Annotated in this window: 13 protein-coding genes and 1 tRNA gene; 8 read left to right on the top strand and 6 right to left on the bottom strand. The window is 45.4% G+C overall.

Annotated elements, in window-relative coordinates; genetic code table 11:
* The first annotated feature begins 19 nt into the window (after window positions 1-19).
* Window positions 20-3,124: a beta-galactosidase gene (locus GVO63_RS17870; RefSeq protein ID WP_159581650.1), complete on the top strand. Its 3,105-nt coding sequence runs from the start codon at window positions 20-22 to the stop codon at window positions 3,122-3,124.
* A gap of 138 nt (window positions 3,125-3,262) precedes the next feature.
* On the opposite strand, the gene arcA is transcribed toward GVO63_RS17870, so the two are convergent.
* The 6 genes from arcA to GVO63_RS17840 form a co-directional block, all read right to left on the bottom strand.
* Window positions 3,263-3,970, bottom strand: a complete 708-nt coding sequence (gene arcA / locus GVO63_RS17865; RefSeq protein WP_159492297.1) for a two-component system response regulator ArcA — start codon at window positions 3,968-3,970, stop codon at window positions 3,263-3,265.
* A gap of 154 nt (window positions 3,971-4,124) precedes the next feature.
* Complete coding sequence (locus tag GVO63_RS17860) at window positions 4,125-5,771, bottom strand: sensor histidine kinase (RefSeq protein ID WP_159581648.1); 1,647 nt, start codon at window positions 5,769-5,771, stop codon at window positions 4,125-4,127.
* A gap of 111 nt (window positions 5,772-5,882) precedes the next feature.
* Entirely contained in the window at window positions 5,883-7,301 is a 1,419-nt protein-coding gene (glgA, locus tag GVO63_RS17855; RefSeq protein WP_159581646.1) for a glycogen synthase GlgA, read from the bottom strand.
* Between the two features lie 147 nt (window positions 7,302-7,448).
* A complete protein-coding gene (locus GVO63_RS17850) occupies window positions 7,449-8,531 on the bottom strand; it encodes a methyltransferase (protein WP_159581644.1) in 1,083 nt (360 codons plus the stop codon).
* Window positions 8,531-9,250, bottom strand: coding sequence for a tRNA (guanosine(46)-N7)-methyltransferase TrmB (gene trmB / locus GVO63_RS17845; RefSeq protein WP_159581642.1), 720 nt, complete (start codon window positions 9,248-9,250; stop codon window positions 8,531-8,533). The genes GVO63_RS17850 and trmB overlap by 1 nt, the downstream gene beginning before the upstream one ends.
* A 91-nt stretch (window positions 9,251-9,341) precedes the next feature.
* Entirely contained in the window at window positions 9,342-10,046 is a 705-nt protein-coding gene (locus GVO63_RS17840; RefSeq protein WP_159581640.1) for an alpha/beta fold hydrolase, read from the bottom strand.
* 134 nt (window positions 10,047-10,180) lie between these two features.
* Here GVO63_RS17840 and mutY point away from each other — a divergent pair, with 134 nt between their 5' ends.
* The 7 genes from mutY to GVO63_RS17805 all read left to right on the top strand — a co-directional run bounded on the left by mutY (window position 10,181) and on the right by GVO63_RS17805 (window position 16,554).
* Window positions 10,181-11,248 (top strand): A/G-specific adenine glycosylase, encoded by a 1,068-nt coding sequence (gene mutY / locus GVO63_RS17835; RefSeq protein WP_159581638.1) that lies wholly within the window; start codon window positions 10,181-10,183, stop codon window positions 11,246-11,248.
* 59 nt (window positions 11,249-11,307) lie between these two features.
* Window positions 11,308-11,580 (top strand): oxidative damage protection protein, encoded by a 273-nt coding sequence (locus GVO63_RS17830; protein ID WP_025256893.1) that lies wholly within the window; start codon window positions 11,308-11,310, stop codon window positions 11,578-11,580.
* A 150-nt stretch (window positions 11,581-11,730) separates the two neighbouring features.
* Window positions 11,731-11,806 (top strand) — tRNA-Phe (locus GVO63_RS17825).
* 599 nt (window positions 11,807-12,405) lie between these two features.
* Window positions 12,406-13,590: a methyl-accepting chemotaxis protein gene (locus tag GVO63_RS17820; RefSeq protein ID WP_159581636.1), complete on the top strand. Its 1,185-nt coding sequence runs from the start codon at window positions 12,406-12,408 to the stop codon at window positions 13,588-13,590.
* Between the two features lie 57 nt (window positions 13,591-13,647).
* Window positions 13,648-14,013, top strand: coding sequence for a response regulator (locus GVO63_RS17815; protein ID WP_159495102.1), 366 nt, complete (start codon window positions 13,648-13,650; stop codon window positions 14,011-14,013).
* 37 nt (window positions 14,014-14,050) lie between these two features.
* A complete protein-coding gene (locus tag GVO63_RS17810; RefSeq protein ID WP_159581634.1) occupies window positions 14,051-16,054 on the top strand; it encodes a chemotaxis protein CheA in 2,004 nt (667 codons plus the stop codon).
* On the top strand, window positions 16,051-16,554 hold the full coding sequence (locus GVO63_RS17805) for a chemotaxis protein CheW (RefSeq protein WP_159581632.1): 504 nt from the start codon (window positions 16,051-16,053) through the stop codon (window positions 16,552-16,554). Before GVO63_RS17810 ends, GVO63_RS17805 begins: the two co-directional genes overlap by 4 nt.
* Window positions 16,555-16,560 lie beyond the last annotated feature (6 nt).

Below are 16,560 nucleotides of genomic sequence, written 5' to 3'. Positions count from 1 at the left end.
AAAACGTAAGGGATAGAATATGCTTAATGTTGCGCAAGTAGTGGCTCAAAACGACTGGCAAAACCCAGTTGTATTTCAGAGGAACCGCATTAATGCCCACAGTCCACATCACGGATATAAAACGCTGAAAGACGCATTGCACAATACCAATGCGCAGAAACGCAGTTTAAATGGTCAATGGGATTTCCGTTTATTTGATGCACCAGGAAGCGTACCTGAAAGTTTACTCTCTGCTACTCTAAGCCCTGAAGAAGGGGGCTTGTGGCATCCCATACTTGTTCCCTCAAACTGGCAGCTGCAAGGTTACGACAAGCCCATTTATTGCAATGTTAAATACCCGTTTGCGGTAAACCCTCCTGTTGTGCCTAGTGAAAATCCGACAGGCTGCTACCGAAAAGTATTCAACATAACGAAAGAGCAGCTTTTACAGCGTAATCACGTAGTATTTGAAGGGGTAAATAGTGCCTTTCATCTATGGTGTAACGGAGAATACGTTGGTTATTCACAAGACAGCCGTTTACCTGCTGAATTTGATCTCACTAAGCTGCTTGTTGAGGGCGAGAATCGTTTGGCGGCCATGGTCATTAGATGGTCAGACGGTAGTTATTTAGAAGATCAAGACATGTGGTGGCTAAGCGGTATTTTCCGTGACGTGAGCATAATCACTAAGCCTCACCACCACATTCAAGATGTCTTTGTCACACCTCGCCTCGATGCGTGCTATCGAGACGGAGAGCTCTCAGTTCGCACGTCAATTAAAGCGCCTTCTAGTTACAAGGTGGGCATTCAGCTTTTCGACGGTACCCATGCCGTCACTGAACACGAGATTACTGGTACTAATAACAAGCGTATTGACGAGAAGGGCGGTTGGGATGACGTGGTTTTCCAAACGTTAAGTGTTAAAGAGCCTAAGCATTGGACTGCAGAAACACCCTACCTTTACCGCATCGTGGTATCACTGATTGATAATAACGACAATGTGGTAGACAGAGAGGCCTATAGCGTAGGCTTTAGAAACGTGGAAATGAAAAACGGGCAGCTTCTCGTTAATGGCAAGGCCGTGCTGATTCGCGGTGTCAACCGTCATGAACATCATCAACTAAAAGGGCATGCCATAAATGATGATGACATGCTTGAAGACATAAAACTGTTAAAGCAAAACAACTTTAACGCTGTGCGGACCGCGCATTATCCTAATCATCCTCGATGGTATGAACTTTGTGATGAATACGGGCTTTATCTAGTAGATGAAGCCAATATAGAAACCCACGGTATGTTTCCAATGGGGAGGCTTTCTCGCGATCCAGTATGGGCAGGCGCTTACATGGCGCGCTTCACTCAAATGGTAGAGCGAGACAAAAATCACCCTAGCATTATTATTTGGTCATTAGGCAATGAATGTGGGCATGGACCTACCCATGATGCGATGTATGGGTGGGCTAAATCCTTTGATCCATCTCGCCCAGTGCAATACGAGGGCGGCGGTGCTGATACTACTGCAACCGACATCATTGCACCTATGTATGCAAGAGTAGATACCGACATCAAAGACGACGCGGTACCTAAATGGGCAATTAAAAAATGGTTGTCAATGCCTGGCGAAAATCGCCCCGTCATACTGTGTGAGTATGCGCATGCGATGGGAAATAGTTTGGGAAGCTTTGATGAGTACTGGAAGGCATTTAAAGCTTATCCCCGCCTTCAAGGTGGCTTTATTTGGGACTGGGTTGACCAAGGACTAACTAAGTATACCGATAGCAAAGAGGCGTATTGGGCCTACGGCGGCGACTTTGGCGATACGGACAACGACAGACAGTTCTGTATAAATGGCTTACTGTTTCCTGATAGAACGCCACATCCACATTTGTTTGAAGCAAAGTACTGTCAGCAACACTTAAGTTTTTCGCTGGTCGAAAAGCAGAATACGCTCTCCCTTTCTATCACTAGTGACTACTTGTTTAGGCGCACGGATAACGAGCTTTTGCGCTGGCAGGTGTTAGAAAACGGAGAAGTCATTGTCGCCGGTGAATGCGACATTGATATTGCACCACAACACACCCAGACGCTCAATTTAGTGCCGGAAATTACGTTTAAGGCGGGCGCTGATTACCACCTCAATATCGATGTTGTATTAGCCGAAGATTGTTCATGGGCGAAAGCCGGGCACGTGATGGACACTGCGCAGTTAGTACTTACCAATAAAAGCGGTATTGTGTCGTTTTCTTCTACTAAAAAAGACGCAAAAAGTAATAACACTGATATAGCGATAGAAGCTCAGGATGAGAATTTCATTGTTAATGCGAAAAACCAAGTGTTTAGGTTTAGCAAGAGAAGCGGGCTTTTAACGTCTTGGCTAAAAAATGAGAATGAAACACTTAGCGCACCCTTAGAGGATAATTTTTTCAGGGCCCCACTTGATAATGATATTGGTGTTAGCGAAGTGGATAACCCAGATCCAAATGCATGGGAGTCTCGTTGGCGTCGCGCAGGTGTAGGGCAGTGGAATCGTACATGCACAGATGTTGAAGTAGAACAGAGCACCAGCGATGTACGTATAACATCGTTATTTGAATATCACTATGACGGCGCCCTCGTGGCTGCCACCAAGTGGACGTACACTATTAATACACTTGCATCACTGAAAGTGGATGTGGACGTGTTATTTGATGATAGTTTGCCGCCCATGCCAAGAATTGGTATGCAAATGGCGGTGCCAGCGCAAGAGCAGGTAAACGTTTCTTGGCTGGGATTGGGGCCGTTTGAAAATTACCCCGACAGGAAATCAGCAGCGCGTTACGGTCGCTACACGCTTCCTGTTAATGAGTTTCAAACCCAATATATTTTCCCAACGGACAACGGTTTGCGCTGTGGCTGCAAGCAATTAGACATTGGCGGCGTAAATGTGCAGGGACAATTCAACTTTAATGTCAGTGAATTCGGACAGGCGCAGCTTGATAGTGCAAAGCATACCTGTGATTTATCGCCGCAGGATTGCATCTTTGTTTATATTGACCATGCGCATATGGGGGTTGGCGGAGACGACTCATGGAGTCCGAGTACGCACAAAGCCTTTTTATTAGAGGAAAAGCGTTATCACTACTCCATCGTGTTTGATGCACGGTAGCACTATTGATGTCTATTAAGCGGTGATATTCACTGCTTAATAGCGCCAGCCGTCTAAAGCCACTGGTATTAATCACCTCCATAAAAAAGCCGCTAAATAGCGGCTTTTTCGTGATTTTGACGTTGTTCAAGCAAATGCTTAGCCGTCGACTTGTCCACAGAAGCGATAGCCCTCTCCGTGAATAGTTACAATCAACTCTTCATCTGTTGGATCTGACTCGAAGTGCTTACGAATTCGGCGGATAGTCACGTCTACTGTGCGGTCATTTGGACGTAGTTCACGACCTGTCATTTCCATAATAAGCTGCTCGCGGGTAAGGATTTTACCTGGATTGCTAAGGAAAAGGTGAAGGGCACGAAACTCACTGCGCGGTAAACGGAATTCTTTACCCGTAGGAGAAATCAATGAGCGGCTATCACCGTCAAGTGTCCAGCCGTTAAAGCTAACGCGGCTTGGCAAATCGTCGTCTTCAGCAGAGTTAGTAGTGCGAGAGAGTAAGTTGCGTGCACGAATAGTAAGTTCGCGAGGATTAAATGGTTTAGTTAGATAATCGTCGGCACCAATTTCCAGACCTAAAATACGATCTACATCGTTGTCACGGCCAGTAAGAAAAATTAAACCTACATTTTTACGATCACGCACTTCGCGCGCCAAAATAAGGCCATTCTTCCCTGGAAGATTGATATCCATAATCACCAAGTTAATAGCGTGATTCTCGAAGAAATCATGCATTTGGTCACCATTCTCGGCTTCAAATACATTATACCCTTCCGCTTCAAATAAACTCTTAAGCGTGGTACGGGTTACCACTTCGTCTTCAACAATTAACACATTTGGCGTCTGCATGGCGTTCTATACTCTTTCTAAAATACGATTTAAGCAACTAACTGGTTAAATTTTAATATTCATATACTTGATTGCAAGTAACTTGTGAATATTCTTAACAGCGAAATATTGGGGTTAGCCAATAAAAATCAAGAAAAGTTCATACTTTATACAACTATTCTGGGGCTTTCGCATTAATAACGGGGAATATAATTACAAATTCCACCCCTTGGCCTTCCTCACTGGTTATCGATATCGAACCATTAAGGGCTTGCGTCACTAAGTTGTACACTAGGTGCATTCCTAATCCTGAACCACCCTGGCCGCGCTTTGTCGTCACGAAGGGGTCGAATATTCGCTTGCGAATCTCAGGGGGAATGCCTTTACCGTTATCGGTATAAACAAGCTTGAGTTTATTATCACTAACTAACTCGGCACTAATATCAATTGTGCCTTCTTCCATAGATTCAAACCCATGAATAACCGAATTCATTATTAAGTTAATCAAGATTTGATTTATTGGGCCAGCCTTCGTTTCAACGTTAAGGGTAGGGTCGCAATTTACGTTGATGTTGTGTTTTAATTTTTTGAGTCGAGGCTGCAATGACAACAGTATCTCATTAACTAGCTGTACAACGCAAAAACTTCGGCTAGATTCTGACGTTTGATCCACCGCAACCTGCTTAAAGCTGCTAATAAGCTCCGCTGCTCGGTTCAAATTTCGGTAGATGATGTTCAGATTTTCTTTACTTTCGTCTAAAAAGCGCTTCATGGCGCTGGCTTTGAGCGTTTTATTCTCGAAGTCTTTCTGGATAACCTCAAGCCTATCTAACATCATGGTAGATGCTGTCACCCCCAAGCCTATCGGCGTGTTTACCTCATGGGCAACACCAGCGACCATATCACCAAGGGATGCCATCTTTTCATTCTGCACAATCTGCCGCTGAAATTGGTGTAGCTTCTCTAGCGTTTGAATGAGCTCTTGGTTTGCATCTTTCAATGCTGTAGTGCGATGGTTAACCATATCTTCAAGGCTAGCGTTCAGTTTTCTGTGCTGCTCTTCGGCTTGTCGCTGCTTTTGCATATATTCTTGCATACGAAACAGCATAACATTTAAAGCGTCAGCCAGAATATCAAGCTCTCGAATACTTGAGCGCTCAGCCCGTGCAGAATAGTCCCTTTGTCGAGATGTCCGCTGTAAAAAGCGTGCGATGTCTTCTACAGGGCCGGTGACAACGCGCTGAAATCGTACTGCTGAGTAAAAACTAATAGCAAGCAATACCAGTGCTACTGCTATATTAAGCCAAATTGACTTTCCTACGAGTTCGTTGAAGTTGTCCGACGACACGCGCAAATATACCCAACCGAGTTGAATATTGGTTTCGGTATCGAAAACCTTTGCACTTAGTTCTAAATAATGGCCATTATCTGCTAGCTGAGGCGTCATAAGCAAAGAGGGTAGCTGGTTCTCTTTGCCTCCAAGCAATAGCTGCCCTTCTCTGTTATATGAGGCAAATATCTGAGGTTCTGCTGCTGTGTTTAGTTGCTTATAAACATGCGCGTTTAAAACAAACTCCGCTGCACTAAGGTTACTTAAGGCAACTTCAATGCGCTCAGGTGTTTCATCATAGAGGTAGGTTGCAGAGCTTCTTGCAACCAGTTTTGCCAGCATGATTGCGTTAGATTCTAACTCATGGCGGTATGTATCAATCTGTGTGTAGACGGCGAGCGTTGACAATACGGCAAGTGAGAACGTAGTAATTGACATTACTACCCATAGAAAAAGATTTCTTATAGAAAGCTTAACAGCGTTATCTGTCATATCCGTGTTGCTTATAGTCCATCCGCGTCTTCCATAAAACAATAGTGGCGCATTATTCTAAAAAAGGAAAGACGCGCATAAACAATAATTAATATGACAAAAGGCCAATCCTCAAAGTGACGCGTAAAGCTCTTGATAGTCTCTCGCTGCAGCTTCCCATGTGAACCGTGTGTTCATTCCGCGCAGTTGCATGTTCCTAAACTTAGCCCTGTCTTCATAATAGGCGAGCAGCGCTCGACGAATACACGTCAAAAGTGCATACGGAGTAGGGTCGTCAAAAACGAACCCAGTTCCTTCGAGTTCGTGACTGTAATCGATAACGGTATCTTTTAAGCCACCTACTGAGCGCACGATTGGGACCGTACCGTACGCTAAACTGTACATCTGATTCAACCCGCAAGGCTCAAACTGAGATGGCATAAGGAAGAAGTCTGCTCCTGCTTCGACTAAATGGGCGTGTTCAGAACTAAAGCCGTTGATAAAGGCAAATTGACTGGGGTGCTGTTGCGCAAACTCACCTAAGTCCATGCACACTTTAGGGTCGCCTGTGCCTACAATCACCATTTGGATATTGTGTTTAATAAGGTCATCCAGAATTGGAAGTATATAACCAAACCCTTTCTGTTCGGTAAGGCGGCAAACCATGCCAATTAACGGTACGCTTTCATTCTCAGGCAACCCCGATTTTTGCTGTAATACTCGCTTACACGATATTTTGGCATGTAGGTTATCGGCGCTAAAATTTTCCGGCAAAAATTCGTCGGTCTCTGGGTTCCACTGAGTATAGTCGCAGCCATTCAGAATGCCGCTTAAATCAGATTGGCGTTTAACTAATCGTTCGTGCAGTCCATGGCTACCTAAGTCGGTTAATAGTTCTTTGGCATAATTAGGGCTGACCGTTGTGATTTTCGTCGCAAACTCGATGCCGCTCTGGAGCATATTGATATACCCGCCATGCACTTGATTTGAAATGTCAGGGTGATGGCGAAGGTAGGGAATGCTCTCAAGCTTGTGCACCCCTTGGAAGGCGGCGTTGTGAATCGTGAAAACCGTCGCGGTATCTTTAAAATAGCCCGACTGTTCATGGGTAAGTAAAAATGGCAGCATTGCCGTGTGCCAGTCATGACAGTGAATAATATCTGGTTGCTTACCAATAGCTTTCAAAGCTTGTAGCACTGCACCGCTAAAGAAACTAAATCGCTCGCCGTTGTCGTCATAAGCATCAAACGCATTAGCATAGAGCCCTTCCCGCATAAAATGCTCAGGTGAGTCAATGAAGTAAACAGGAATGTTGTGCCACTGCATATAGCGAATATTAAAATGATAAACCTTGCCTTCAGTAAACAACGTTTGTTGTTCTGTTACCGTGGTGAGATTAAGTTGCTCAGCAAGAACACGGTAGTACGGCATGACAATGGTAATGTCCTCGCCTAATGCATGAAGTGCAAGAGGAAGGGCTTTTCCTACATCTGCCAGGCCGCCGGTTTTCACCAGTTCTTCAACTTCCGAAATAGCAAATACAATATTCACAGACGCTCTCCCAGAGCTTGATGCACAGTGCACTCATTATGTTATGTCATAAGGTTAGAACAGCATAAAAAGCCATCGAGAAAAGAACTCAATGGCTTTAACATCAGCTAGACATGCTAAATTAGCACAAGCTAAACGCTTTTTTAATTACAACGCGGCCTGATAGACAGAAAATTGTGAGGTTTGTGCGGTTGTGTATACCGTTTGAAAGTGCTCTGACAGCAACCCTGGATAAGGCAAAAAGCGATTGGCGACCATTTGCATGGTACCACCGCGAGTTAAGCAGGCTTTTGCCTCTGCAATAAAGCGTTTAGTGATCGTATAGTCAGTTTTTACGCCGGTATGAAACGGTGGGTTGGTAACAATATGCTGGACCTTGTGGGCGAACCCGTGCAGTCCGTCCGCTGCATAAAGGGTCGCAGTCAGTTGGTTTTCCGCTAAGGTTAATGCACTGCAATAAACAGCAAGAGCACTGACGTCAGTTAAGTGCAATTTCAAATGTGGATACTTAAGCATTATGTAACTGGCTATAACGCCTGCACCACATGCGAAATCAAGTATTTCTCCGCTAAGCGATGACGACAGTTTTTCCAATAGTAATTCTGTACCTGCATCTAGCTCTTTATAGCTAAAGACACCAGGTATTGTGGCCACATTCCACGAAGTGTCTTCGACGGTGTAGGTGTTCACATCGACCCACGCGTCGACTTCAAATGCAATATGTGGCTCGTCAACGACGACAGTAATCAGGCTGCAGTGACGCGCCGAATCTACTTTTTGTGCCGCACCATATTGTTGCATCAATTTGGCCGCGCTCTTGATACCGCCTTTATTCTCTCCAACGACATGGATGCGACCATGTTGACCCACCATACCAGCGGCCATTCTTAGCAACATCTGAAAATGCGTCTTTGCTTTTGGTAAGAAAATCATCACGTCGGTGTGTGACTTTTCTAATGTGACAAAAGGCGTAAAGATGTGCGTATGATTGCCGACCTTCTGTGTCACCTCAAAGCCTTTATGGCTAATATCTCTGCTATCAAATGACGCTGAAGGAATAACCCGGACCGATTCCGAAAATACATCAAAATACTGATGAACTACGGTAACTTCCTGAGATTTCAAACTATCTAAAAAGTAGGCATCTGAAGGGTTGATAAACGCCCACTGACCCTTTTCAAACAGTGAAATGTTGCGTTCTAAAAGCTGGCTTTGAGGAGATAGAATCATTAATTAGTGCGCTCGAAAATGATGTCCCATACGCCGTGGCCTAGCTTTTGACCTCGGGTTTCAAATTTAGTGATTGGGCGGTAGTCTGGACGAGGCACATAATCGCCATCCGTCGCAGTGTTGGTGTAACCGTCGGCATTGTTCATGACATCTAACATGTGCTCAGCGTATTGCTCCCAGTCAGTCGCCATATGAAAGCAGCCGCCAATGGCCAGCTTCGTGCGAACTAACTCTACAAATTCAGGTTGTACAATACGACGTTTATGATGACGTTTTTTATGCCATGGGTCTGGAAAAAATAGCTGCAGGCGAGATAAAGAACCGTCAGGTATCATGTTTTTCAGTACTTCAACCGCGTCATGCTCCATTACACGCAAGTTCTCAACGCCTTGTTCATTGGCGTCAGACAAGCACGCGCCAACGCCAGGTCGGTGGACTTCTATGCCTATGAAGTCTTTCTCAGGAGCATTGGCGGCCATTTCAACCAAAGATTTACCCATTCCAAAGCCAATTTCCACAACGACAGGCGCGCTGCGGCCAAATATCTCTGACAGCGACAAGGCGGTATCAGCATAGTCGATGCCTTTGGTTGGCCAATGATCTGTCAATGCCTTTTCTTGTGCTTTTGTGAGTCTGCCTTCACGCTTCACAAAGCTTTTTACTTTGCTTACGTATACTCCAGCGGCTTCTGCTTCCGCCTGACTTTTGAATTGCCTCATTTGCAATGCCTTTCTTACCCAATTTTCTGGTGGCGCATTATCCACTTACCCACGGCTTATGCAACGCTAGAGTGGTAAAAATGCTGTAATTTTATACGCCAATTTGTTTGGCAATAATAGATGCTACCGCTTCAGTTTGCTCTAGCACCAAGGTATGACCCGCCTCGCTAATGACGTGAAATGCCGCCTTAGGTAGCGAGCGCTTCAAGTGTTGTATTGCCTGTGCGGGGGCAATAGCGTCTTGCTCGGCGGTAATAAACGTCACTGGTGCATTGATCTCTGCTAGCGCTTTAACGGTACTTTTTCGTGGTGTGGTAGCGAGTGTGTGGTTTAGTAATGTTGTTTTACCTAAATCCTGTGCCATGGATTTGATAACGCCAATCACATTGTCGTCTTCTAAGCGTGAAGGGTGAACGAATCGCGAAAGGTAAGCATCGTTATCGGGCTTGAAGTTCCCTTGCTGAAGCATCGCGGTGAGCTGCTTTCGCTTGGCAATTTCTTCTTTTGACAACCCTTCTGGGTTGTAGCCGATTAATGTAACCGAAGCAATGTTAGCGGGATTGCGCTGCGCCACCAACGCAGCGATAAATCCGCCCATGGAGTAACCCACCAGGTGTACTTTTTCGTCTTCCAGAATGCGGTCTTCGCTTAATGCTAGCATTTCTTCCAGCGATGCTGCCCACTGAAGTGGCACGTAGCGGCGTTGCGCAATATTGAGTTTGCGCCAAAGAGGAAGATAGATGCGCTCGTCGCAAAGCGTACCGGGAAAAAATAAAACAGGGTGCTGCACAGACACGTGTGCTCCTTAACAATAAACTGGCTGTTTACATGCTACCATAGCGCGCTTTTTAATGAATGGTTGCTAATGAGAAAACGCCCAAACTTTATTTATTAATGAATAAGTAGACGTTACGACGCATACAAACAATTATGATAGAACAACAATACACAAGTAGCTTTGCAGAGCGAGTGCTCGCATGGTTTGATAAGTATGGGCGAAAGCATTTGCCTTGGCAGCAAGACGTCACGCCTTATAAAGTGTGGGTGTCGGAAATTATGCTGCAGCAAACGCAAGTTGCCACGGTAATTCCTTACTTCAAACGCTTTATGGCGTCTTTCCCCACTGTACATGACTTAGCTAAGGCATCTCAAGACGATGTGCTTCACCATTGGACAGGGCTAGGCTATTACGCAAGAGCAAGAAACCTGCATAAAGCTGCCAATACGCTGGTGGAAAAATACAACGGTGAGTTTCCTTATAGCCTTGAAGAAGTTATGGATTTACCGGGTATAGGACGCTCAACAGCGGGAGCAATTTTGTCGCTATCTCGCAATATGCGTTTTCCTATTTTAGACGGCAACGTGAAGCGTGTGCTAGCGCGATACTATGCAATAGGTGGGTGGCCGGGTCAGAAAACGGTAGAAAATGCACTGTGGGAGGTGGCCGAGAAAAATACACCTACCAGAACAGAAGGCGGACGTTGTGCTAACTATACGCAGGTGATGATGGACTTGGGCGCTATGATCTGTACGCGAAGCAAGCCAAAGTGTGATGAGTGCCCGCTTCAAGCCGACTGTATTGCCTATGCCCAAGGTGCGCAAACCGACTACCCGGGTAAAAAACCGAAAAAGACACTGCCCGAAAAATCCACCTTTATGATGGTGGCACAGTTTAATAGCCAAGTGTATTTAGAGCAGCGCCCTTCAACAGGGCTGTGGGGTGGCCTGTATGGTTTTATTGAAGTGTCGTCAATAGACGAGGGGATTGATAAGCTGAACGAACGAGGTATCAGTGTAGCTGAAACCCGAGCGCTTGAAGGGTTTCGACATACTTTTAGCCACTTTCATTTAGATATCACACCGGTAGTGGCCGTGGTAAACTCTCCCCCAACAAAACGCGTTGCCGAAAGGGCATTTCGTTGGTTCTCGTTGAACGAGCCTATTGAAGTTGGTTTAGCGGCACCTACAACCAAAATTATTCAGCAGTTAATGCGTTAGGCATACTAAGCGTGACGTAGTGTTAATTGCTAAGCAGATAGCGAACGAAAGGAAATAACATGGCAAGAACGGTATTTTGTCGCAAGCTTCAAAAAGAAGCTGACGGCTTAGATTTCCAACTTTATCCGGGTGAACTGGGTAAGCGTATTTTCGACAACATATCTAAAGAAGCATGGGCCGAATGGCAAAAGAAACAAACCATGCTAATTAATGAACATAAGTTAAATATGATGGAACCGAATGCCCGTTCATTTTTAGAAGAAAAAATGTCGGCGTACTTGTTTGACGACGTAGAGCCTACGATTGAGGGCTATGTCCCGCCTGAAAAATAAGCAAAAAAGCGTTTTTTGAGCAAACAATGCGCAAACAGTAATAAAAGCGCAAAAAAAGCGAGAAAAACGGTTGACTTGTGAAAGCGAAAACCGTTTAATACGCACCCACAGCAGGACAGGCGGCAACGTCTAGAACGCTAACAAGTTTTAGCCTCGATAGCTCAGTTGGTAGAGCAGCGGATTGAAAATCCGCGTGTCCCTGGTTCGATCCCGGGTCGAGGCACCATTACTATAAGAACCCTGACCAGAAATGGTCGGGGTTTTTTGATTCCGGTGGTAGAAAAACAGGCACACGCTAACGTGCCCCTGCGGCTGCACCGCGCGTTGCAATCCCGGGTCGAGGCACCATCATTAAGGCCCTTGCAGAAATGCGAGGGCTTTTTTGATTCCGGTGGTTGAAAAACAGGCACACGCTAACGTGCCCCTGCGGCTGCACCGCGCGTAACAATCCCGGGTCGAGGCACCATACTTAGAAGCCCTTGCAGAAATGCGAGGGCTTCTAAGAATGGTGCCTTTTAAATAATACTTCTCTGCAAGTTAGACACAGTTAACAACAAATACGCTTTTTTACAAAAAACTTATGCATGTTCTTGCCTACTTTTCTAAATGGGTACTACGCTTACTTTATATGTGAAAAGACAGTTAAACGTAACTTTGCTACCTACCTTGTCAATGAAGGTTATGTTGCCTTTGCGCAGGGCTATTCAGCCTATTGGGGCATTGCTCTTACCTGAGCCACGCTTTGTTATTCGTAAATAAGTAACGTGCTTAGATAAGAAAGAGCGTTGGTGGCTTCAGTTCACTGCATTTTTCAAGGAGAGTTTTTTGTCATTTGATCACTTACCTTCAAAACAACAAGGGGCCTTGAAAACCCTATTCATACTCTTAGCAGTGGGGATTGCAGTTTCTTGGGCTTTATTCTTTTTTGTATCTGCACTCACTGCGCTTGCAGTGTTGACAGGGGGCGTTGTATTTAGCGTTGTCGTTTATGCAAAAAGTATAGGTGAAGATGAGGAAATTTATCCTGATATCTACGCAGTAGTACAGGACGAGCAAGGTAATAGCGCAGACATCAAAAAAGCGAGTAAAGAGCTCTCTCTGTCTTTGAGTACATGCGGTACCAATTTGTCTGCGATTAAGTCGACGCAAGATGATGCAGTAGAAACATTATCTCATGCCTTTAGCAGCTTAAAAGCGTTAGTGTCTCAACAAATAGCGTGTATCGAAGATTTACTTAGTGCCGATGAAGCACACACACAATCTTATCCTGAGCGCATGCGTAAATTCGCACGCGAAACTGATGGAACGTTGACGCAATTTATCGGCTCGACAGAACAGATGTCCTCTTCAACAAAGCAGTTAATGGAGCAGGTGCAGACTATTCAACTCGCCATGCCTACGGTTATTGATGCACTTAGTGGAATTGACGATATTGCCGCCCAAACAAACTTGTTGGCGCTAAACGCAGCTATTGAAGCGGCTAGAGCGGGTGAAGCCGGTCGAGGTTTTGCGGTAGTTGCTGATGAAGTACGTGCGTTATCAACTCGCTCTACTCAGTTTAGTGATGTCATAAAAACGCAGGTGGAGAATATAAGGAATCTGGTAGATAAGCTCACAGGTACTGCTGAATTTGTGGCGTCACAGGATATTTCTCAGGTCGTAAATGCCAAAGCACATATAAGTGAGCAACTGGCTGAAATCATTAGAAAAGCAGAAGCTGATCTTGTGACTACTAAACAAATTGAAGATATAGGGTCACAGCTTGATGGGTCGATAAATACGGCCATCCGAGGCATGCAATTCGGCGATATCAATGGGCAGCACATTCAGTATACCCAAGATATGATTACGTTCATTTTAGAGCAGTTGGCGGCACTAGATGCCAGCAATATTGAAAGTTTCATAAACGCGTTGAACGAGTACCAAAAAGGACTCGCTGCTAAAGGGAAAAATGACCACAACCCCGTGTCTGCAACGTCGATGGACGCAGGTGAGGTGGAATTGTTCTAAGCTAAAAAAGGAACAGGAAGCACCGTCAGCAATGACCTACTTTGGAGAAGTGAGCATATGAGCAAACACATTCTAGTTGTTGACGATTCGATATCGATTCGTCAAATGGTAGAAATGACGCTTAAAGGAGCGGGCTATACGGTAACGACAGCCCAAGACGGGCAGGATGCGTTAGATAAATGCAAAAGTCAGCAGTTCAACTTTGTATTAACCGATCAAAATATGCCGCGAATGGATGGCTTAACCCTAATTAAAAACTTGCGTGGTATGGGGGCTTACAGCAGAACACCCGTCGTTATGCTTACTACAGAGGCCGGCGACGATATGAAAGCAAAAGGAAAGGCCGCTGGCGCTACGGGATGGATGGTTAAGCCTTTCGACCCAAACAAGCTTCTTGATGTCACTAAGCGCGTGCTGGGCTAACTTGCCCTCCCACTCCTAAAAACTGGAAGGAATCGCAATGAGCATCAATATTGAACAGTTCCATAGCGTATTTTTCGACGAGAGCGATGAGCATCTCGACGATATGGAACAGCTATTGATGAGCTTAGATGTTGAATCGCCCGACCCTGAGGAGCTAAATAGTATTTTCCGTGCGGCACATTCGATTAAGGGTGGCAGCGGTATTTTTGGTTTTGATGCGTTGATGAATTTAACGCATGTGATGGAGAACTTGTTAGACAAAGCCCGTAACAATGAACTTAGCATAACCGCTGCCATTGTGAACGTGCTTTTAGAGACCCTTGATGTTCTGAAAGATACACTTAACGCCTATCGCGATGAAACCCCAGTTCCAGAAGACAGCATTGCTGAGCGTATCACAATACTCAATGGTGTCATTAACGCGCAAACCAGTGACATCGCCATTGATGCGAGTGTCGAGTCATCTAACGCAATTGAGGACATGCCAAACGAAGGCGCACAGGATGATGGTTTCGGCTTTTTCGATGATGACCTCAATGGGTCTGTTTCGGTTTCTGACGATGGTTTTGGTTTTTTCGACGACGAGCCTGTTAATGAAGAAGTCATCCAAGATGAAACAACGCAAAAAAATGCTGAAGGAGATGACGGCTTTGGCTTCTTTGACGAGACCCTTTCAGCTAATCAAATCAATACTGCCTTAGAAACACAAAGCAGTAACGAAGCGCAAAGCGCGAGTGCGCAATCTGATACAACTTCCACCTCCAACGATGTTAAGGCACTGAAAAGTGGCGCAGCCTCCACCTCAACGCAAACTAGTACGCCACCAAAACCTTCAGCGAAGAAAGGTACTGCCCGTGAATCGGCCTCTATTCGCGTCGACACCACTAAAATTGATGCCATGGTCAATTTAGTCGGTGAACTAGTGATTACACAGTCAATGCTGTCCATGATAGGGCAAGACGTTGAAGGGCAAGTTGGTGAGCGGCTTCAGCTGGCCATTGATGAGTTGCAGCGAAACACGCGGGAAATTCAAGAGTCGGTCATGTCTATGCGCATGCTTCCACTGACCGCAACCTTTAATCGTTTCCCGCGTTTAGTTAGAGACTTAGCAGGCAAGTTGGGTAAGCAGGTAGAACTGGTGCTTCAGGGTGGCAGCACGGAGATTGATAAAAGCTTAATTGAAAAAATTGTCGACCCCCTTACTCATTTGGTAAGAAACAGCATTGATCACGGAATAGAATCGCCTGAAAAACGCGTCGCTGCCGGCAAGCCAGAGAAAGGCACGGTTATCCTGAGTGCAGAGCAGAAAGGTGGCAGCATTATTATAAGCATCATTGATGACGGCGGCGGTTTACACCGAGATAAAATTCTTGATAAAGCGCGAAGTAATGGGCTTGCCGTCTCAGACGATATGCCTGACTCAGAGGTCTGGCAGCTTATATTCCAAGCAGGGTTTTCAACTGCTGAAGCCATCACTGATGTGTCGGGAAGAGGGGTTGGCATGGACGTTGTGCGTCGTAATATCGAGTCAATTGGCGGGCGTATTGATATTGAATCGAGTGCGGGAGAGGGGTCGGCTTTCTTTATCCACCTGCCGCTCACGCTGGCCATCGTCGACGGCATGTGTGTGTCAGTAGGTAAGCAAATCTTTGTTATACCACTTTTAAATATTATTGAATCCTTCCAACCCACTAAGCAACAAATTAAAACGCTGGGTAACGACACCGTACTTTATATCCGCGATCAATACTGGCCTTTGGTTCCTCTTTACGACTTTATGGAAGTAGAAGATGCAGCGCTTTCTCCCACCGAAGGCATTGTGGTGTTACTTGAAAGCAGTAAAAAACGCTTTGGTGTTTTGGTTGACGCACTTGTAGGTCAGCAGCAGGTAGTGATCAAGAGTTTAGAAGAACATTACCGCAAAGTGGCTGGCATAGCAGGAGCAACCATTATGGGGGACGGTAAAGTTGCACTCATCATCGATGCAGACTCCATAGCTACAACGTATACCTCCAATCAAATAGAGGAGTTAGTTTCATGAGTGAAACTGCCTTGCATCAAGCGGTTACCGGCGGACAAGACAAAGAATATTTGAGTTTTGTCCTTGGCGATGAGCACTACGCGCTGGACATAACCACGGTAAAAGAAATTAGAGGGTACGAACAAGTTACCAAAATTGCGAACGCACCAGCCTTTATCAAAGGCGTGATTAATTTGCGCGGTGACATTGTCCCTATCGTGGATTTGCGCATTAAGTTTAATGTGGGCGAGGCCACGTATAACGCCTTCACAATAGTAATAATGCTGAATATTCAAGAGCGCATCGTTGGTATCGTGGTTGATGGTGTATCTGATGTTATTCGCTTGTCTGAAGAACAAGTACTGCCGCCACCAGAGTTTGGCGTAGCTTTTGACAGCAGGTATCTGCACGGCCTAGCCGATGTGGATGAAAATATGATCATTCTGGTGAACATAGAAAGCTTAATAACCAGCGAAGAGCTGGGTTTGGTCGCACCTGAGAGCGTAAAAGACGACGCGTAGTTACTA

This window comes from Alteromonas sp. KUL106 (assembly GCF_009811415.1).
In the GTDB taxonomy this organism is placed as follows: Bacteria; Pseudomonadota; Gammaproteobacteria; order Enterobacterales; family Alteromonadaceae; genus Alteromonas.
The sequence above is the reverse complement of the archived record's forward strand: the minus strand, read 5'-3'. Positions and strand labels throughout refer to the sequence as shown.